At 70.1% G+C, this 19,323-nt stretch carries 13 protein-coding genes; 9 read left to right on the plus strand and 4 right to left on the minus strand.

Features of this window, described 5'->3' with window-relative positions; all coding sequences use genetic code 11:
• The first annotated feature begins 22 nt into the window (after nucleotides 1–22).
• The 7 genes from hrpA to FHW84_RS14180 all read left to right on the plus strand — a co-directional run bounded on the left by hrpA (nucleotide 23) and on the right by FHW84_RS14180 (nucleotide 13,902).
• The gene (gene hrpA, locus FHW84_RS14150; RefSeq protein ID WP_167256585.1) at nucleotides 23–4,084 is read left to right on the plus strand and encodes an ATP-dependent RNA helicase HrpA; all 4,062 of its coding nucleotides are present in this window, start codon (nucleotides 23–25) and stop codon (nucleotides 4,082–4,084) included.
• 50 nt (nucleotides 4,085–4,134) lie between these two features.
• Nucleotides 4,135–6,270, plus strand: a complete 2,136-nt coding sequence (locus tag FHW84_RS14155) for a bifunctional (p)ppGpp synthetase/guanosine-3',5'-bis(diphosphate) 3'-pyrophosphohydrolase (RefSeq protein ID WP_167256587.1) — start codon at nucleotides 4,135–4,137, stop codon at nucleotides 6,268–6,270.
• Nucleotides 6,271–6,356: 86 nt separating this feature from the next.
• Entirely contained in the window at nucleotides 6,357–8,069 is a 1,713-nt protein-coding gene (locus tag FHW84_RS14160) for a hypothetical protein (RefSeq protein ID WP_167256589.1), read from the plus strand.
• 11 nt (nucleotides 8,070–8,080) lie between these two features.
• A complete protein-coding gene (locus tag FHW84_RS14165) occupies nucleotides 8,081–8,926 on the plus strand; it encodes an NAD-dependent epimerase/dehydratase family protein (protein WP_167256591.1) in 846 nt (281 codons plus the stop codon).
• Between the two features lie 115 nt (nucleotides 8,927–9,041).
• Nucleotides 9,042–11,369 (plus strand): penicillin-binding protein 1B, encoded by a 2,328-nt coding sequence (gene mrcB / locus FHW84_RS14170; RefSeq protein ID WP_167256593.1) that lies wholly within the window; start codon nucleotides 9,042–9,044, stop codon nucleotides 11,367–11,369.
• Between the two features lie 2 nt (nucleotides 11,370–11,371).
• Nucleotides 11,372–11,896, plus strand: a complete 525-nt coding sequence (locus tag FHW84_RS14175; protein WP_167256595.1) for a tetratricopeptide repeat protein — start codon at nucleotides 11,372–11,374, stop codon at nucleotides 11,894–11,896.
• Nucleotides 11,897–11,976: 80 nt separating this feature from the next.
• Nucleotides 11,977–13,902, plus strand: coding sequence for an ATP-dependent DNA helicase (locus FHW84_RS14180; RefSeq protein WP_167256597.1), 1,926 nt, complete (start codon nucleotides 11,977–11,979; stop codon nucleotides 13,900–13,902).
• Nucleotides 13,903–13,967: 65 nt separating this feature from the next.
• Here the strand turns inward: FHW84_RS14180 and FHW84_RS14185 are convergent, their stop codons facing one another.
• From FHW84_RS14185 to FHW84_RS14195, 3 genes are all read right to left on the minus strand, one after another.
• Complete coding sequence (locus FHW84_RS14185; RefSeq protein WP_167256599.1) at nucleotides 13,968–15,227, minus strand: RNA polymerase sigma factor; 1,260 nt, start codon at nucleotides 15,225–15,227, stop codon at nucleotides 13,968–13,970.
• A 211-nt stretch (nucleotides 15,228–15,438) separates the two neighbouring features.
• Nucleotides 15,439–15,861, minus strand: coding sequence for a VOC family protein (locus FHW84_RS14190; RefSeq protein WP_167256601.1), 423 nt, complete (start codon nucleotides 15,859–15,861; stop codon nucleotides 15,439–15,441).
• A gap of 30 nt (nucleotides 15,862–15,891) precedes the next feature.
• Nucleotides 15,892–16,323: a YciI family protein gene (locus tag FHW84_RS14195; RefSeq protein ID WP_167256603.1), complete on the minus strand. Its 432-nt coding sequence runs from the start codon at nucleotides 16,321–16,323 to the stop codon at nucleotides 15,892–15,894.
• 222 nt (nucleotides 16,324–16,545) lie between these two features.
• Here FHW84_RS14195 and tsaB point away from each other — a divergent pair, with 222 nt between their 5' ends.
• Complete coding sequence (gene tsaB / locus FHW84_RS14200) at nucleotides 16,546–17,235, plus strand: tRNA (adenosine(37)-N6)-threonylcarbamoyltransferase complex dimerization subunit type 1 TsaB (RefSeq protein WP_167256605.1); 690 nt, start codon at nucleotides 16,546–16,548, stop codon at nucleotides 17,233–17,235.
• Here the strand turns inward: tsaB and FHW84_RS14205 are convergent, their stop codons facing one another.
• Entirely contained in the window at nucleotides 17,236–18,261 is a 1,026-nt protein-coding gene (locus FHW84_RS14205; RefSeq protein WP_167256607.1) for a putative sulfate exporter family transporter, read from the minus strand.
• An 87-nt stretch (nucleotides 18,262–18,348) separates the two neighbouring features.
• Between FHW84_RS14205 and FHW84_RS14210 the strand changes: the two genes are divergently transcribed.
• Nucleotides 18,349–19,230, plus strand: coding sequence for a LysR family transcriptional regulator (locus tag FHW84_RS14210; protein WP_167256609.1), 882 nt, complete (start codon nucleotides 18,349–18,351; stop codon nucleotides 19,228–19,230).
• Nucleotides 19,231–19,323 lie beyond the last annotated feature (93 nt).

The raw sequence follows: 19,323 nt of genomic DNA on the forward strand, positions 1-19,323 counted from the left end.
TGCCGGTACAATGTGCGGTCCGATGAGCGACACACCTGCCTCCCGCCCCGTTCCGCCCGATGCCCGCCTGCGCAGCCTGCGCAAGGCGCTGGACGGCGTTTCCAGCCGCGATTTCGGCCGCTTGCTGGGGCGCTGGCGCGGCCTGTCGCGCCGTGCCGACGACAAGAAGCTGGAGGCGCTGGCCGGCGACATCGAGCGTTCCGCGGCAAAGCGCCGCGTCCGCGCCGAGGCCAAGCCGGCGATCCGCCTGGACGAATCGCTGCCGATCGCCGCGCGCGCCGAGGAGATCGTCGAGCTGATCCGCCGCCACCAGGTGGTGGTGATCGCCGGCGAGACCGGCTCCGGCAAGACCACCCAGCTGCCCAAGCTGTGCCTGGCCGCCGGCCGCGGCGAGGCCGGCATGATCGGCTGCACCCAGCCGCGCCGCCTGGCCGCCCGCTCGGTGGCGCGCCGCGTGGCGGAAGAACTGGGCACCCAGCTCGGCGACCAGGTCGGTTTCCAGGTGCGCTTCAACGACCAGGTGTCCGAGCGCAGCCTGGTCAAGTTCATGACCGACGGCATCCTGCTGGCCGAGACGCAGGGCGATCCGTGGCTGTCGGCCTACGACACGATCATCATCGACGAGGCGCACGAGCGCAGCCTCAACATCGATTTCCTGCTGGGGTACTTGAAGCGCCTGGCGGTGAAGCGGCCGGACCTCAAGATCATCGTCACCTCGGCCACCATCGACACCGCGCGCTTCGCCGAGCATTTCGGCAACGCGCCGGTGGTGTCGGTGGAGGGCCGCGCCTATCCGGTGGACGTGCGCTGGCGCTCGCTGGACGAACTGGGCGAACGCCGCGGCCGCGACATGCAGCAGGGCGGCGCCGAGCACGTGGCCGCGGTGCTAGACGAACTCACCCGCGAGGACCCGCGCGGCGACGTGCTGGTGTTCCTGCCCGGCGAGCGCGAGATCCGCGACGCGCACCTGCTGCTGTCGCGCCGGCAATACCGCGAGACGGAAATCCTGCCGCTGTACGCGCGCCTGTCCGCCGCCGACCAGGACCGCGTGTTCAAGCCCGGCCCCAGGCGCCGCGTGGTGCTGACCACCAACGTGGCCGAGACCTCGCTGACCGTGCCGCGCATCCGCTACGTGATCGACTCGGGCCTGGCGCGCGTCAAGCGCTACAGCCAGCGCAGCCAGCTCGAACGCCTGCACGTGGAGCCGGTGTCGCGCGCCGCGGCCGACCAGCGCAAGGGCCGCTGCGGCCGCGTCGGGCCGGGCATCTGCTACCGCCTGTACGACGAGGCGGACTACCACGCGCGCGCTGCCTTCACCGACCCGGAGCTGCTGCGCTCCTCGCTGGCCAACGTGATCCTGCGCATGCTGTCGCTGCAGCTGGGCGAGGTGGACGAGTTCCCGTTCCTGGAGACGCCGGATCCGCGCGTGGTGGCCGACGGCTATCGGCGCCTGGCCGAGATTTCGGCGATCGACGAGCACAAGAAGCTGACGCCGGTGGGCCGCACCCTGGCCCGGCTGCCGATCGACGTGCAGCTGGCGCGCATGCTGGTGGAAGCCAACCAGCTGGGCAGCCTGCGCGAACTGCTGGTGCTGGTGGCCTTCCTCAGTATCCAGGACCCGCGCGAGCGGCCGGCCGATGCACGGCAGCAGGCGGATCAGGCGCATGCGCAGTTCAGCGATCCGAAGTCGGATTTTGCTGGGGTGCTGAATCTTTGGCGGGCTTATGACGAGTCGCACAAGGAGCTGACGCAGTCGAAGCTGCGGGATTGGTGTTCGCGCCATTTCCTGAGCTTCATGCGGATGCGGGAGTGGCGGGAGCTGCATCGGCAGTTGTTGCTGGTGTCGGAGGAATTAGGGTGGAACCACACTTCTCCCTCTCCCCCGTTTACCAACTCTGTGCACGGGGGAGAGGGCCGGGGTGAGGGGCCACGGGTGCGACAGACTCTGTCAGCGCCTCAGGCAAAAAAAGCCGCTCCGAACAAACCTTCCCGCGAGCCCCGGCCCCTCACCCCAGCCCTCTCCCCGGAGGGGAGAGGGAGTGACGACGCCGACCAGCGTTTGTATGAGGCCGTGCATCGCAGCCTTCTGGCAGGCCTGCCCACCCAGGTCGGCCACAAGGACGAAAAAGGCCTCTACCGCGGCACCCGCGAACGCCGCTTCCAGGTGTTCCCCGGCTCGGCCCTGGCGAAAGTGCCGCCGAACTGGATCTTCGCCGCGCAGATCCTCGATGTCGGCGGCAAGGTGTGGGGCATGATGTGCGCCCGCGTGGAGCCGCTGTGGATCGAGCAGCAGGCCGCGCATCTGCTCAAGGCCAGCTGCCGCGACGCGCACTGGTCGCGCAAGCGCGGCACCGTGGTGGCCTACGAGCAGGTGAGCCTGTTCGGCCTGACCCTGGTCGAGCGCCGGCCGGTCACCTTCCAGCAGCAGGACCCGCCGCTGGCGCACGAGATTTTCCTGCGCGAGGCGCTGGCGCGCGGCGATATCGATGCGCGTGCCGACTTCGTGCGCGCGAACCTGCGCGTGATGGAGGATGCGCGCGGCATCGAGGCGAAGCAGCGCCGCGAAGGGTTGATCCGGCATGAGGACGATCTCGCCGCCTTCTTCGAAGGCAAGCTGCCGCAGGACATTGCCAGCAGCCGTGGATTGGATGCGTGGTACAGCCGTGCGCGGCCCGCCGAACAGGCGGCGTTGCGCTGGTCGTTGGACGACGTGATGGCGGGTGGTGCCGGGCTCGATCCGAAAGCCTTCCCTGCTTCGCTGGATATTCCACCGCAGCGTTATCGGCTCGAATACCGCTTTGTCCCGGGCGACGACGCCGACGGCGTCACGCTGCATCTCCCGCTGGCGATGCTCAACGCCTTGCCCGCCGCGCGCTGCGAATGGCTGGTCCCCGGCCTGCTCGGCGAAAAGGTCGCCGAACTGATCCGCGGCCTGCCCAAGCCGCTGCGCCGCAACTTCGTGCCGGCGCCGGATTTCGCGCGCGCCTTCGTCGAGGCGGAAGCGCCGCGCGACGAGCCGTTGCCGAAGGCGCTGGCCGCCTTCCTCAAGCGCGCCACCGGCGTGGACGTCGCCGCGAACGAGTTCGACGCGGCCGCGCTGCCCGCGCATTTCCGCATGCGCTTCCGCCTGCACGACGAGAACGGCCGCACCCTCGCCGCCGGCCGCGACCTGGCCGCGCTGCGCGGGCAGTGGGAAGGGCAGGCGCGCGAGGCGTTCTCGCGCAAGACCGATCTGGAACTGACCCGCGAGGACGTCACCCGCTGGGATTTCGAGGACATCCCGGCCCAGGTGCGTTCCGACGGCGGGTTGATGGCCTTCCCGGCGCTGGTTGACTTGGGCGACGCCGTGGCGCTGCGCGTGTTCGAGCGCAGCGACGAGGCGCGCGAGGCGCATCGCGGCGGCGTGGTGCGCCTGCTGCGCAACGCGCTGGCCAGCGAGATGAAGCAGGTGCGCCGCCGGCTGCCGGTGGGCAATCCGCTGGCGCTGAAATACGCGCCGCTGGGCAGCGTCGACAGCCTGCGCGAAGACCTCGCCGAAGGCGGCTTCGCCGATCTGCTGGAACGCCACGCGCTGGATGCGCGCACCGCCGGTGCGTTCGAAGCCCTGCACACCCAGGCCCACCGCGAGCTGTTCGGCGCGGCGGTGGAGCGGCTGAAGCTGGCCGAGCCGATTATCGAGGCGCAGGCCGAGCTGAAGCCCTGGCTGGAGCCGCCGCTGATCGGCTTCGCCCGCGCCAGCTACGACGACCTGCGCGAACAGCTGGTGCATCTGCTGGAGCCGGGTTTCCTGCGCGAGCTGCCGACCGCGCGGCTGGCGCACTTCCCGCGCTACCTCAAAGCCATGCGCCTGCGCGCCGAACGCCTGCGCCAGGACCCGGCCAAGGACCAGCAGCGCATGCTGCAGGTGCTGCCGTATTGGCGCGAATACCTCAAGCATCGCGCGGCGGGCGCCGAGCCGGCCGTGCTGGCGGAGCTGCGCTGGCTGATCGAGGAATGGCGGGTGTCGCTGTTCGCGCAGGAGCTGAAGACGGCCGAACCGGTCTCGGCCAAGCGGCTGGCGCGGGCGCTGGAAGCGCTGGGCTGAAACGCGGGCGCAGGCCCTAGAATGAGCGCATCCGCTTAAGGACGTCCCGCGTGGTCCAAGCCGCCCCCACCGCAGCACCCAGCCTGGCCCAGTGGCGCGACCGCGCCGCCGCGCCGGCGCCCGTGCTGGCGCAGGCGCTGCAGGCCTGCGCCGGGCATGCGCTGCGCGAAGCCGAATGCGTGGACGTGCTCGACCTGCTGGCCATGCTCGGCTGCGATGCGCAGACCCAGGCCGCGGCGCTGTGGTTCGAGCTGGCGCGGGTCAAGCCCGAAGCCTGGGCCGCCATCGAACCCACCCTGGCGCCGGAACTGCAGCGCCTGGTGCAGGGCCAGCTGGCGGCGGAGAAAGTCTGGGCGCTGCATGCGCAGCAGGCGCCGCAGAGCGGCTCGGAAGGCCTGCGCCGGCTGCTGCTGGCGATCATCCGCGACCTGCGCGTGGTGTTCGTGCTGCTGGCGCGGCAGCTGGCGCGCATGCGCGGCGCCGGCGCGCTGGCCGAAGCGGAGCGGGTGGAACTGGCGCGGCTGACCCGCGACATCCACGCGCCGCTGGCCAACCGCCTCGGCATCTGGCAGCTGAAGTGGGAGCTGGAAGACCTGGCCTTCCGCTATCTGCAGCCGGACACCTATCGCCGCATTGCCAGGCTGCTGGACGAGCGGCGCACCGACCGCGAGAGCTTTATCCGCGAATCGCTGCACCAGCTGCGGCGCTCGCTCGACGCCGCCGGCATCCGCGCCGAGCTGGCCGGGCGGCCCAAGCACATCTATTCCATCTGGAAAAAGATGCAGCGCAAATCGCTGGAGTTCTCCGACCTGTACGACATCCGCGCGGTCCGCGTGCTGGTCGACAGCGTGGCGGACTGCTACGGCGCGCTCGGCGTGGTGCATACGCTGTGGCCGCACCTGCCGGGCGAATTCGACGACTACATCGCGCGGCCCAAGGGCAACGACTACCGCTCGCTGCACACCGCGGTGATCGGCCCGCACGGCAAGACGCTGGAAGTGCAGATCCGCACGCACGAGATGCACCGCGTCAACGAGCTGGGCGTGGCCGCGCACTGGCGCTACAAGGAAGGCGGCAGCGCTGACAGCGAGTTCGAGGCGAAGATCGCCTGGATGCGCCGCCTGCTGGAACCGAAGGCCGAGAGCGAAGGCGACCTGGCCGCGGAACTGCATACGGAGCTGATGGAAGACCGCGTCTACGTGCTCACCCCGCGTGGCGAAGTGGTCGACCTGCCGCGCGGCGCCACCGTGCTGGATTTCGCCTATCACGTGCACACCGAAGTGGGCCATCGCTGCCGCGGCGCCAAGGTGAACGGACGCATCGTGCCGCTCACCCACCAGCCGCACAGCGGCGATCGCATCGAGATTCTTACCGCCAAGCTGGGCGATCCGAGCCGCGACTGGCTGTCCGCGCATCACGGCTACCTCAACACCTCGCGCGCCCGCGAAAAGGTGCGCGCCTGGTTCCGCCGCAGCGCGCACGACGCCAACCTCGCCGCCGGGCGCGCGATGTTCGAGCGCGAACTGAAGCGCCTCGCGCTGGCCGCGCCGGATCTCAGCAAGCTGCCGGCGCATTTCCATCTCAAGCAGCTGGACGACGTGCTGGTGGCGCTGGCGCTGGGCGAGATCACGCCGGGCCAGATCGCCCGCGTGCTGCAGGAAGCCGAGACGCCGCCGGTGGAGATGACCCAGTCGCAGCTGCCGGTGGCTTCGCGCCACAGCACGCTCGATCACAGCGCGCTGAGCATCGAAGGCGTGGGCAACCTGCTCACCACCCTGGCGCGCTGCTGCCAGCCGTTGCCGGGCGACCCGGTGCGCGGCTTCGTCACGCGCGGGCGCGGGGTGTCGGTGCATCGCGCCGATTGCTCCAGCCTGGCGCGGCTGGCGCGGCGCGATCCGGACCGGGTGATCGAGGTGGAGTGGGGCAAGGCCGCGGCCCAGGCCTATGAAGTGGACGTGGAAATCCGCGGCTACGATCGCAAGGGCTTGCAGAAGGACGTGACCAGCGTAATCAGCAACGCCGGCACCCACATCATCGCCTCGTCCAGCCGGGTGTTCGTGCGCACCGGCGAGGTGGAAATGCGCTTCACCCTGCGCGTGCGCGATTTCGAGCAGCTCTCCACCCTGCTGGCCCGCGTGGCGGCCCTGCCGAACGTGGCGGACGCCAGGCGCGTCGGCGGCGGCTGAAGCCTGCCTTTTCGGCGCGGCGGCAGGCACGCGGCGGCGCCATGGCGCGGTGCTAAGCTCCCGCGGTCGAAACGATTGCGTGGACCATGAACGGACGCAGAGACCAGCACGAATCCGATCCGCAGGGGCGCACGGAACCCACCCTGGGCAACCTCGATCAGCTCGACGCCGCCGATGCGCGCGACACGCGCAAACCGGACGACGGCCTGCCCAAGGTGACCGTGGATGCCGGCCAGCGCCGCGCCCATGCGAACGAAGGCCGCGTCGCGCGCGAGTCGCGCGCATCCTCCGGCAAGCGCGGCTGGCTATGGCCGCTGCTGCTGCTGGTGGCGATCGGCGTCGGCGTCACTTTCTATCTGGAACAGGACCGCGTGCGCGGCCTGTTGCCCACCACAGAACTCAACGACGTGCTCGGCCGCGCCGAACAGGCGCTGCACGACGGCCGCCTTGACGGCAACGACGGCACCAGCGCGCGCGAACTGTTCGAAGCGGCGCGCGCACTGGAACCGGACAACGACCGCGCCCGCGACGGCCTGCGCAAGGTCGGCCTGGCCGAAGTGGCCAAGGCGGATGCCGCGCTGGCCGCCGGCAAGCCGGACGAAGCGGAGCAGGCCACCAATGCCGCGCGCGAACTGCTCGGCGGCGGCAGCGACGTGGACCGCCTGAGCCAGGCGATCGCCAAGGCGCGCGGCGCCAGCTTCGAAGCCGGCACCCTGGTCGACCAGGCGCAGCAGGCCATGAGCGACGGCCGCCCGGCCGATGCCGGCGCGCTGTACAAGCGCATCCTCGCCGCCGACCCCGGCAATGCGGTGGCTTCGCATGGGTTGGACAAGGTGGGCGACGCGCTGGCCGCGCAGGCGCACAAGGAAATCGACGCCGGCGACCGCGCCGCCGCCAGCGCCAGCGTCGACCGCCTCGCCGCGCTGCTGCCCAACTACGGCGAGCTGCCTTCGCTGCGCGCCGCGCTGGTGCAGGACCAGAAGGAAGACGACGGCCAGCTGTCCGAGGCGATCCGCCTGGGCCAGGCCGCGCTGCGCGCGGGCCGCATCAGCGGCAACGGCAGCGATACTGCGCTGGCGCATTTCAAGGACGCGCTGGCGCTGGATCCGGACAACGCCCAGGCCAAGGCCGGGCTGGGCCAGGTGGCGCAGGCGCTGGTGGTGCAGGCCAATGCCGCGCAGGACAGCGGCGACACGGCCCAGGCCAGCCGCCTGCTGGACCAGGCCGCCGAGCTGGCGCCGAAATCGGCCGAGCTGGCCGCGGCGCGCGCGCATCTGAACGACACCGCGCACCGCCCCGGCGAGGGCGTGGTGCCCGGCGCGCTGCCGCAGGCGGATGCGCAGGCCGAACTCACCCCGCAGCAGAACGCCGAGCTGGCGCGCCTGGTGCGCCAGGCCGAAGCGGCTGCGCGCAACGGCAACGTGATGCTGCCGCCCGGCGACAGCGCCTACGACCTGTATCGCCGCGCGCTGGCCATCGACGGCAATAACGAGGCCGCGCGCCGCGGCCTGCAGGAGCTGCCGGCGACGGTGGTGCAGCAGTTCAACCAGGCGCTGTCCAACGGCAACCTGCAGCAGGCCGGCGAGCGCCTCAACGATCTCGGCGACCTGGCGCCCGGCGAAGCCGGCCAGGCGGAACTGCGCCAGCGGCTGGCCAATGCGTGGATGGATCAGGCGGAAGAACGCCTTTCCGGCGGCGACCGCCCCGCCGCCGCGCAGGCGCTGGACCACGCGCGCAAGCTGGCGCCGGGCAATCCGCGGCTGAGCAGCATCACCGCGCGCCTGCAGGCCGGCGGCTGAGCCGTATCTGCATGCGTGTCCTCGTCTTCGGCGCCAGCAGCCAGATCGGGCATTTCCTGCTGCCGCGACTGCGCGAGCGCGGCGCGGACGTAGTGGCGGTGAGCCGCCGCGCGCGTGACGGCGCGGGCGTGACCTGGCTGCGGGGCGATCTGCCGCACGACGTGCCGGCGATCGGCGAGATCGCGGCCATTGTGAGCTTCGGCCCCCTGCAGGGGCTGGCCGACTGGCTGCTCGGCGCCACGTTCGAAGGCGCGCCGCGGGTGATCGCCACCAGTTCGATGAGCGCGGAAAGCAAGCGCGAATCCGCGGTGCCGGCCGAGCGCGCGCTGTCGCGCCAGCTGCGCGATGCGGAAGCGGCGCTGGCGGCGATCTGCGAGCGCCGCGGCTGCGCCTGGACGGTGTTCCGGCCCACCCTGGTGTACGGCGCCGGCCTGGACAAGAGCCTTACCCCGATCGCCCGCCGCGCCGTGCGCACGCGGGTGTTTCCGCTGCCGGCCGGGCGCGGCCAGCGCCAGCCGGTGCATGCGGACGATATCGCCCAGGCCGTGCTGGCCGCGCTGGATACGCCGCTGGCCGCCGGCAAGGTGATCCCGCTGGGCGGCGGCGAGCGGCTGCATGCCGGCGAGATGTTCGCCCGCGTGCGGCGCAGCCTGCCGGTGGCCACGCTGCCGGTACCTCTGCCGGCCTGGCTGCTGCGGCTGGGCCGCCATGCGGTGCCGCGCCTGCGCGGACCGCTGGCGCGGCTGGAGAGCGACCTGATCGCCGACAACAGCGCCGTGCAGCAGCTGCTGGGCATTTCGCCGCGGCCGTTCCGGCCGGATGCGGCGTGCTGGGGCATGGCAGACCGCCAGGCGTAGGTTGGGGTTCGCCTGCGCTCACCCCAACCTACGCCCGGATCCGGCCGTTTGCGTTCATATGCGCGCCGGGAAGCACCCCCTATGATCGTCCCCTTACCGTTCAGGATTCCCCCCGTTGGCCTTTCTGACCCGACTCCGCTCGCTTGCAAGCGCTATCTGGCCCTGGGTGCGCATTCCATTCTGGATCGGCCTGGGCCTGTTCTTCGGCTTCGTGCTGCCGTACACCCTGGTACTGAACAAGCGCGTGCAGGGTCGCTTCAACGATCTGGTCTTCGCCGTGCCCACCCGCGTCTATGCCCGCCCGCTGGCGCTGGAAGCCGGTGCGCCGATGACGCCGGCCGCGCTGGAACTGGAGCTGACCTTCGCCGGCTACGGCAATGACGGCCACGGCCAGGTCGCCGGCACCTGGGCCAAGGACGGTTCCACTTATGTGATTTCCTCGCGCGGCTTCGCCGGTCCCGACGGCGGCGAGCTGCCGCACCGCATCCGCGTGGCGCTGAACAAGAGCGCGGTGGTGTCGGTGAAGGACGCCGCCAGCGGCAAGGCGATCGAGACGGCGCACCTGGACCCGGCGCGCATCGCCACGGTGTACGGCTCGCAGCAGGAAGAGCGCCGCATCGTGCGCCTGGCCGACGTGCCGCCGATGCTGATCGCCGGCCTGCAGGCGGTCGAGGACCGCGACTTCAAGCACCACATCGGCATCGATTTCAGCGCGATCCTGCGCGCCAGCTTCGCCAACCTGCGCGCCGGCCATACCGTGCAGGGCGGTTCCACGCTGACCCAGCAGCTGGTGCGCAATCTGTTCCTGGACCGCGATCAGAACTTCACGCGCAAATTCAACGAAGCGCTGATGTCGATCCTGATCGAAGCGCACTACGACAAGGGCCGCATCCTGGAGGCCTACGTCAACCAGGTGTTCCTGGGCCAGCAGGGCGCGCAGGCGGTGCACGGTTTCGCCGCGGCGTCGGAGTTCTATTTCGGCCGCCGCATGGAAGACCTGCGCCCGCAGGAAATGGCCTTGCTGATCGGCATGGTGAAGGGCCCGAGCTATTACGACCCGCGCCGCTATCCGGACCGCGCGCTGTCGCGCCGCAACCTGGTGCTGGAGCAGTTCGCCAGCACCGGCCTGCTGCCGCCGGAGCAGGCCAAGGCCGCCGAAGCGACGCCGCTGGGCATCGTCAGCAACGGCCAGCTGCCGCATAACCGCTTCCCGGCCTTCATGCAGCTGGTGCGCGCGCAGATCACCAACGATTTCGACGACGCCACGCTCAGCGCCGGAAATTTAAGCATCTTCACCACGCTGGACCCCGCCGCGCAGCTGTATGCGGAGCAGGGCATCACCACCGCGATGGCGGGCCTGGGCAAGCGCGGCGAAGCGGCGCAGGCGGCGGCGGTGGTCACCGACGCGCAGACCGGCAGCGTGCTGGCCATCGTCGGCAGCAAGGACCCGGGCGACCAGGGCTTCAACCGCGCCATCGATGCGCGCCGTTCCATCGGCTCGCTGATCAAGCCGCTGGTGTACCTGGTGGCGCTGGCGCAGCCGGAGCGCTGGAACCTCGGCTCGCCGGTGGAAGACACGCCGATCAGCATGCGCCAGCCCGACGGTACGCAGTGGACGCCGAAGAACGACGAAGGCGACGTGCACGGCTCGGTGCCGATGCTCGACGCGCTGGTGCATTCGTGGAACCTGGCGACGATCCATCTGGGCCTGGAAGTGGGCCTGCCGCGCATCAAGTCGTTCCTGGAATCGTTCGGCCTGGAAGACGTCAATCCCAGCCCCTCGCTGCTGCTCGGTGCGCAGGGCATTCCGCCGCTGCAGGTGGCGCAGCTGTACCAGTACATCGCCGCCGACGGCCATGCGCTGCCGCTGGTGGCGGTGCGCGGCGTGGTCGACGCCGACGGCAAGACGGTCAAGCGCTACGAAGTGAAGACCGGCAACGGCGAATACCAGCTCGCCGTGCGCCAGGTGACCTGGGCCATGCAGCAGGTGGTGCGTTCCGGCACCGCGGCGGCGATCGGCAAGACCCTGCCCAACCTCAATGCGGCCGGCAAGACCGGCACCAGCAACGAAATGCGCGACAGCTGGTTCGCCGGCTTCACCGCCGATCACCTCGCCGTGTTCTGGATGGGCCGCGACGACAACAAGCCCAGCGGCCTGTACGGCGCCACCGGCAGCCTGCGCGCGTGGCAGGAACTGTTCCGCAAATTGCCGTCCAAACCGCTACCCGCGGCGCCGGGCGAAGGCCTGGAGATGGCCTGGGTGAACCCGGCCGATGGCAAGCGCACCGATCCCTCCTGCGAAGGCGCGCGGCAGATTCCGGTGGTTGCCGGTACCCTTGCGCAGGATTCCGAAGGCTGCTTCTGGCAGCGTGTCCAGAACTGGTTCGGCGGCGACGACAACAAGTCGCCGGCGCCGGCCTCTACCGCTCCCATCCGAGATTGATCATGCCGTATCGCCGTCTGCTGCTCGCTTCCACCGTCCTGGCCACGCTCGCGCTGGCCGCCTGCAACCAGCCTGCCGCACCGTCGCAGGCGACTCGCCCGACGCGTTCGGACGCCGACATCCTGGCGTCGATCCAGGCGGCGGGGGACAAGGAGAAGTCGGTGATCGACGTGCATCCGCTGCGCGATCCGGGCGTGGCGTCGCTGCAGGATGCCGCGCAGGCCGACGTGCGCACGGGGCAGTTCGATGCGGCGGCCGCGAAGCTCGACTCGGCGATCAAGCTCAGCCCGAATTCGCCGGACCTGCTGCAGGACCGCGCGGAGCTTGCGATCCGCTTGAAGGACTACACCACCGCCGAACAGCTCGCGCGCAAGTCCTGGGAAATCGGTCCGCGCCTGGGACCGCTGTGCGCGCGCAACTGGCAGACCATCGAAGAGCTGCGCGATCGCGCGGGCGACCAGGGCGCCGCGGCTACGGCGGGGAAGTGGGTGAAGCAGTGCCACGTGGAAGGCGTGCCGCGTTACTAAGGCTTGCTCCCTCTCCCCTCCGGGGAGAGGGAGTAGATGCCGCATGACGTGTGCGTTCCCCGTCGGCGATACTTGCCCGCATGACCGACACCGACATATCCGCGCTGCTGGGCGCGGATGGCCCCTTCGCCCGCGAACTGCCCAACTTCGCTCCGCGCGCCGCCCAGCAGGCGATGGCGCGCGCGGTGGAGCATGCGATTGCCGAGCGCGAGACGCTGATTGCGGAAGCTGGCACGGGCACCGGTAAAACCTATGCCTACCTGGTGCCGGCCTTGCTGTCGGGCGAGCGGGTGATCGTTTCGACCGGCACCAAGGCGCTGCAGGACCAGCTGTATTTCCGCGACCTGCCGAAGGTGCGTTCGGTGCTCGGCGCGCGCCTGAAGACGGCGCTGCTCAAGGGGCGCGCGAATTACCTGTGCCTGTATCGCCTCGACCAGACCGTGCGCGAAGGCGCCACGTTCGACCGCGTGCAGGCTTCGCAGCTGGCGGCGATCCGTGCGTGGTCGGCGCGCACGCGGCAGGGCGACCGCATGGAGCTGGCCGACGTGCCGGAGGAATCGCCGATGTGGCCGCGCGTCACCTCGACGCCGGAGAACTGCATCGGCGTGGAGTGTCCGTTCTTCGACGACTGCCACGTGGTGAAGGCGCGGCGCGAGGCGCAAGAGGCTGACCTGGTGGTGGTCAATCACCATCTGCTGTTCGCCGACCTGGCGCTGAAGCAGGAAGGCTTCGGCGAGATCCTGCCGGGCGCGCAGGCGTTCATCCTGGACGAGGCGCACCAGGTGCCGGAACTCGCCGGCCAGTTCTTTTCGCAGAGCATCAGCGCGCGGCAGCTCACCGAGCTGGCGCAGGATGCGCTGGGCGAATGCAATGGCATCACCGGCGCGATCGGGCTGGTGCTGGAGCCGGTGGAATCGCTGCGCGAGGCGGTGCGCAAGCTGCGCCTGGCGATGGATGCGCTGCCGGAACGCGGGCCGTTCCATCAGCTGGAACAATCGTCCGCGGTGTCGGAGTCGCTGCACGACGTGCGCGAGCTGCTGGCCGCGCTGACCGACGTGCTGGCCTCGCAGGCGGAACGCTCGCGCGGTTTCGCCAATGCGCATGAGCGCGCGGCGCTGTACAGCGAGCGGCTGGACCGCATCGTCGAGCAGGCGGACGAGCAGGATGTGCGCTGGTACGAGCTGTTCCCGCGCGGCTTCGCACTGCATGCCACGCCGCTGGACCTTGCCGCGCCGATGCGCGCCTTGCGCGAGCGCGCACAGGCGGCGTGGATCCATACCTCGGCCACCTTGTCGGTGGCGGGGCAGTTCGGGCATTTCGCGCGGCAGCTGGGGCTGGACGATCCGGTCACGCTGAGCCTGGAAAGCCCGTTCGATTACGCGCGCCAGGCGCTGTGCTATCTGCCGCCGGGCCTGCCCGACCCCGCCGCGCGCGACTACACCGAACGCGTGGTCGATGCGGTGCTGCCGGTGCTGCACGCATCGAACGGCCGCGCATTCCTGCTGTTCACTTCGCATCGCGCGCTGCGCCGCGCGGCCGAGCTGCTGGAAGGCCGCGTGCCGTGGCCGCTGTTCGTGCAGGGCACGGCGCCGCGGCATCGGCTGCTGGAGGATTTCCGCGCCAGCGGCCATGGCGTGCTGCTCGGCGCGGCCAGTTTCTGGGAAGGCGTGGACGTGGCCGGCGAGGCGCTGAGCGTGGTGGTGATCGACAAGCTGCCGTTCGCCGCGCCGGACGACCCGGTGCTGCAGGCGCGGCTGGAGGCGCTGGAGCAGTCCGGCATCAATCCCTTCATGGGCTGGCAGGTGCCCAATGCGGTGATCGCGCTGAAGCAGGGCGTGGGCCGGCTGATCCGCGACGTGCGCGACCGCGGCGTGCTGGTGCTGTGCGATCCGCGCCTGAGCAGCAAGGGCTATGGGCGGCTGTTCATGGCCAGCCTGCCGCCGATGCCGCGGACCAAGGAGCTGGGCGAGGTGCAGGCATTCTTCGCGGAGAGCGCGACGACGTAGGTTGGGGTGATAACCCCAACATCGCGTAGCGCATATCGTGCCGATGTTGGGGTTGTCGCCCCAACCTACTCGCAGGTGCGGGCGCGCTCCATCAGCAGTTCTTTCTCGCGCACGTTGCGCGTGAGCGAAGCGGCGCGTTCGAATTCGCGCCTGGCTTCGTCCATGCGGCCGAGCTTGCGCAGCAGGTCGCCGCGCACGCTGGGCAGCAGGTGGTAGTTCTTCAGCGAAGGCTCGTTGACCAGGCCTTCCACGATCACCAGCGCCGCCGCCGGACCCGCGGCCATCGACACCGCCACCGCGCGGTTCAATTCCACTACCGGCGAGGGCGCGATCTGCGCCAGCTCCGCGTACAGCGTGGCGATGCGCCGCCAGTCGGTGGCCTCGGCGGTGCGCGCACGCGCGTGGCAGGCGGCGATGGCGGCCTGGCTGGTGTAGATGCCGCGCTGTTCGGACAGGCGCTCGGCGCGTTCCAGCGAGGCCAGGCCGCGGCTGATCAGCAAGCGGTCCCACTGCGCGCGGTTCTGGTCCAGCAGCAGGATCGGCTCGCCGGTGGGGCCGGTGCGCGCCTTGGCGCGCGAGGCCTGGATTTCCATCAGCGCGGACAGGCCATGCGCCTCCGGTTCGCGCGGCACCAGCTCGGCCAGCACGCGGCCCAGGCGCAGCGCTTCCTCGCATAGCGCGGGGCGCATCCAGTCGTCGCCGGCGGTGGCGGAATAGCCTTCGTTGAAGATCAGATAGATGACGCCGAGCACCGAGGCCAGCCGCTCGTGCAGTTCCTCGCCGCGCGGTACTTCGAACGGCACCTTGGCCTCGGCCAGCGTGCGCTTGGCGCGCACGATGCGCTGCGCCACGGTGGGTTCGGGCACCAGGAAGGCGCGCGCGATCTCGTCGGTGGTGAGGCCGCCAAGCAGGCGCAGGGTGAGCGCGACGCGCGCTTCCATCGACAGCACCGGATGGCAGGCGGTGAACACCAGCCGCAGCATGTCGTCGCCGATATGGTCGTCGGCGGCGAGTTCCACCTCGGAGTAAGCCAGTTCCTGCTCCGCTTCCAGGTCGCGGCCGATTTCCTCGTGTTTGCGCTCCAGCAGCTTGTGCCGGCGCAGGCGGTCGATGGCGCGGTGCTTGGCGGTGGTCATCAGCCAGGCGCCGGGGTTGTCCGGCACGCCGCTGCTGGGCCATTGCTCCAGCGCCGCGACGAGCGCGTCCTGGGCCAGTTCCTCGGCCAGGCCGACGTCGCGCACCATGCGCGCGAGTCCGGCGATGAGTTTGGCCGATTCGATGCGCCAGACGGCGTCGATGGTGCGATGGATGTCGGAGGCGGTCATGGGGGGCGATCAGAGCACCCCGCCGTCTCAGGACGCAAGACGGTTGATGAGGCCCCTCTCCCCTGGGAGAGGGGTTGGGGTGAGGGTGCGGGCGGAGCGCAAGGGTGATGTGCACCGCTCCGGCCGAACCCTCATCCGCCTGCCGGCACCTTCTCTCCCACGGGGACTACCTTCGGGTCGCCGGAGGGAGAAGGGTTCACTAGGGGAGTTTTTACTGCTGTTGCATCGTGAGGATCATCCAGTCCACGCCGAACTTGTCGGTGAGCATGCCGAAGCTGGAGGTGAAGAAGGTCTTGTCCAGCGGCATGGTGACAGTGCCGCCTTCGGCCAGCGCGTCGAAGCGCTTGCGCGCCTCGGCGTCGGTGGCGCAGGTGAGCGAGAGCGAGAAGCCGCTGAAGGCGGTCTTGCCGCTGTTGAAGCCGTCGGTGGCCATCACCGTGGTCTCGCCGATGCGGAAGGCCGAGTGCATCACTTTGTCCTCGAAGCCCGGCGCCGGCGTGCAGCCTTCCTGCGGCGACACGGGGCTGTCCTTGTAGCGCATCAGCATGTCGACCTTGGCGTCGACGGCCTGCTTGTAGAACTCGATGGCTTCATCGCAACGGCCTTCGAAGTGGAGATAGGGCTGGACGATCATGGGTGCGGCTCCTGGGGTGAGTGAAAAGGATCAGTGGGCGGGACGGGCGGCGACTTGGGCGCGCAGGCGTTCTTCCTGCTCGCGCAGCTCGGGAGTGAATTCGGCGCCGAAGTCTTCGGCTTCGAACACGCGGCGGATCTCGATGTCGGATTCGCCTTCGAACGGATTCGGGCAGCGCTTCACCCACTCGATGGCTTCTTCCAGCGACTTCACCTGGATCAGCCAGAAGCCGGCGATCAGCTCCTTGGTCTCGGCGAACGGGCCGTCGATCACGGTGCGCTGGCTGCCGGCGAAACGCACGCGGGCGCCGCGCGAACTCGGATGCAGGCCTTCGCCGGCGAGCAGGACGCCGGCCTTGACCAGTTCCTCGTTGTACTTGCCCATGGCGGTGAGGATCGCTTCGCTCGGCATCGCGCCGGCTTCGGAATCCTGGGTGGCGCGGACCATCAGCATGAAACGCATGGGGGTATCTCCTCTTCGGGTTGGCCTGGAGCCCATGGATGGGTCTCTTGCCTAGGCGACGAACGGCCGGGAGGGAAATCGACACGGCCGCGAAGGATTCGGAAGCGAACCGGCGCCCGCCGCCGCGTTGCCCGGAATGGGCCCGGAAGTGCCCGCGGCGTGCCCGGTGCGGGCGCTGTGATGGCGACCTGGCATGACGCCAGCGGCTACCATGGTGCCCCTATGAATCTGCTCGCCATCGAAACCTCCACCGAAGCCTGTTCCGTCGCCCTGGTCCATGGCGACCGGGTCATCGCCCGCAGCGAAATCGCGCCCCGCCGCCACGCCGAACTGGTGCTGCCCATGGCCGACAGCCTGCTGGCCGAGGCCGGCCTGGGCCGCCATGCGCTGGATGCGATCGCGGTGGGCCGCGGGCCGGGTGCGTTCACCGGCGTGCGGCTGGCCATCTCGCTGGCGCAGGGCATGGCGCTGGCGCTGGACCGGCCGGTGGTGACGGTGTCGTCGCTGGCCGCGCTGGCGCTGGAGGCGCCGGAAAGCGAGGGCGCGATCCTGGCGGTGATCGACGCGCGCATGGGCGAGGTCTATGCAGCTGCTTACCGGCGCGACGCCTTCGGCGGCCTGGTGGCGCTGGACGAGGAGCGGGTCTGCCCGCCGGAAGCGCTGCGCCTGCCGCGGGCCGAGGGCTGGCATGTGGTGGGTTCGGGCTGGGCCACCTATGCGGGCGTGCTGCTGGAGCGGATCGCGGCGCCCGTGCTGTCCGAACGCGGCGACTGCTATCCGCAGGCCGAGCACATCGCGGAACTGGCGGTGCGCGAATTCCGCGCCGGCCATGCGCAGGCGCCGGAACTGGCCCTGCCGGTCTATCTGCGCGACAAGGTGGCGCTCACCCTGGTCGAGCAGGGCAAGGCCTGATCAAAGCTGGCCGATCGCCAGCTGCACCAGCAGGCTGCTGACCGACACTGCCGCCCATACGCCCAGGCCCAGCAGGACCGGCCGTGCGCCGGTCGAGGCCATGCGGCGCAGGTTGGCCGACAGGCCGATCGCGGTCAGCGCCACGATGATCAGGAATTCGGCGGCCATATGGATCGCCGGCTGGATCGCGGCCGGAATCAGGCCGGCCGTGCGCAGGCCCGAGGCGACCAGGAACCACAGGATGAACCAGGGGAAGATCTTCTTCAGGCTGAAGTCGCTCTGGCCCTGCTTCTTCTCGCGCCAGGCCACCAGCAGGGCCAGCACCAGGCAGATCGGGATGATCAGCGTCGCGCGGGTGAGCTTGACGATGGTGGCGTAGTCGCCCGCCGCCTTGCTGAAGCTGTAGCCGGCCGCGACCACCGAGGAGGTGTCGTTGATCGCCGTGCCGGCCCACAGGCCGAAGCCCAGGTCCGAGAGGTGCAGCACATGGCCCAGCAGCGGGAACAGCAGCACCGCGACCAGGTTGAACAGGAAGATGGTGGAGATGGCGAAGGCGGTGTCGTGCTCGTCCGGCTTGATGATCGGCGTGACCGCGGCGATGGCTGAGCCGCCGCAGATCGCGGTGCCGACGCCGATCAGGATCTTCAGCTTGTCCTGCACCTTCAGCGCGCGGCCCAGGCCCCAGGCGGCCAGGAAGGCCACCGTGATGGTGACCAGGGTGACCGACAGCGATTCCAGGCCGGTGCGGGCCACCTGGTCCAGGCTCAGCCCGAAGCCCAGCGCGATGATCGACCACTGCAGCACCTGCTTGCCGGCGAACTGGATGCCCGGGGTATAGGTGCCGCCCGGCGCGAACACGTTGCGCACCAGGATACCCAGCACGATGCCGAACACCGGCCCGCCCACCAGCGGCGCGACCCGGCCCAGGCCCAGCGCCGCCAGGGCCACCAGCACCGCCAGCAGCAGGCCTGGGGCGCGCTGGCCGAAGGAGGGGGCGGGGGTGGTGGGGATGGTGGTGGCGGCCATGCGGGTGTCCTCGAAGTCGAGGCATTGTCCCGGGGCCTTTCGATCAGGAAAACTTTAAATATCTGATCGATGGAATAAGATCAGCTGATGATCAATATCAGCCCGCGCCAGCTGGAGGTCTTCGTGCAGATCGCCCGCCTGGGCAGCGTCCGCGCCGCCGCCGAGGCCCTGCACCTGACCCAGCCGGCCGCGAGCATGGCCCTGGCCGAGATGGAGCGGCAGCTGGACGCCCCGGTATTCGCCCGCGAGCGGGGCCGGCTGCGGCTGAACACCCGCGGCCGCGAGCTGCTGCCGCTGGCGCAGGAGCTGCTGGAGCGCTACGCCGAATTCGGCCGCCTGGGCCGCGGCGGCGCCGCCTCGCTGGCGGGCGAGCTGCGCATCGGCGCCAGCAATACGGTGGGCAATTATCTGGTCGGCGCGCTGCTGGGGGATTTCGTGCGGGCGCATCCGCAGGTGGCGATCCGTTTGCGCGTGGCCAATACCGATGCGATCGCCGCCGCCTTGCTCGCGCACGAACTGGACGTGGGCTGCGTGGAAGGGCCGGTGGTGCATCCGGCGCTGGAGATGGAGCCGTGGCGCGACGACCTGCTGGTGGTCTGCGCCTCGCCCGACCACTCGCTGGCCCGCCGCGGCCAGCTGCGTCCGCAGGACTTCGCCGGCGCGCGCTGGGTGCTGCGCGAACCCGGCTCGGCCACGCGCGCCAGCAACGAACGCGTGCTGGCCCAGCTGCCGCCGGGCGAGACCGTGCTGGAGCTGGATCAGATCGAAGCGATCAAGCAGGCGGTGGTGGCGGGGCTGGGCATCGCCTGTTTGCCGGCGGTGGCGGTGACCGACGCATTGGCGACCGGACGCCTGGAAGCGCTGCACACGCCGTTCCTGGATCTGCGGCGCAAGCTGTTCCTGCTGACGCAGCGGGAGAAGTATCGCGGGGCCTTGCTGGATGCGTTTCTGGTCAACGCGCGAGCCTGACGTAGGTTGGGGTGAGCGCAGCGAACCCCAACGATGCGGCGGCGTGTAGACATGTTGGGGTTCGCCTTCGGCTCACCCCAACCTACGCTCGCC

It is taken from the genome of Dyella sp. SG562 (assembly GCF_011759495.1).
Lineage (GTDB): Bacteria > Pseudomonadota > Gammaproteobacteria > Xanthomonadales > Rhodanobacteraceae > Dyella_D > Dyella_D marensis.

Bases quoted from the DNA above. Each gene is read 5' to 3' on its own strand.
- FHW84_RS14205 (WP_167256607.1), bottom strand. From the start codon at position 18,261: ATGGCCGCCACCACCATCCCCACCACCCCCGCCCCCTCCTTCGGCCAG.
- FHW84_RS14185 (WP_167256599.1), bottom strand. From the start codon at position 15,227: ATGACCGCCTCCGACATCCATCGCACCATCGACGCCGTCTGGCGCATC.
- FHW84_RS14165 (WP_167256591.1), top strand. From the start codon at position 8,081: ATGCGTGTCCTCGTCTTCGGCGCCAGCAGCCAGATCGGGCATTTCCTG.
- tsaB (WP_167256605.1), top strand. From the start codon at position 16,546: ATGAATCTGCTCGCCATCGAAACCTCCACCGAAGCCTGTTCCGTCGCC.
- FHW84_RS14190 (WP_167256601.1), bottom strand. From the start codon at position 15,861: ATGATCGTCCAGCCCTATCTCCACTTCGAAGGCCGTTGCGATGAAGCC.
- FHW84_RS14160 (WP_167256589.1), top strand. From the start codon at position 6,357: ATGAACGGACGCAGAGACCAGCACGAATCCGATCCGCAGGGGCGCACG.
- hrpA (WP_167256585.1), top strand. From the start codon at position 23: ATGAGCGACACACCTGCCTCCCGCCCCGTTCCGCCCGATGCCCGCCTG.
- FHW84_RS14210 (WP_167256609.1), top strand. From the start codon at position 18,349: ATGATCAATATCAGCCCGCGCCAGCTGGAGGTCTTCGTGCAGATCGCC.
- FHW84_RS14195 (WP_167256603.1), bottom strand. From the start codon at position 16,323: ATGCGTTTCATGCTGATGGTCCGCGCCACCCAGGATTCCGAAGCCGGC.
- FHW84_RS14180 (WP_167256597.1), top strand. From the start codon at position 11,977: ATGACCGACACCGACATATCCGCGCTGCTGGGCGCGGATGGCCCCTTC.
- FHW84_RS14175 (WP_167256595.1), top strand. From the start codon at position 11,372: ATGCCGTATCGCCGTCTGCTGCTCGCTTCCACCGTCCTGGCCACGCTC.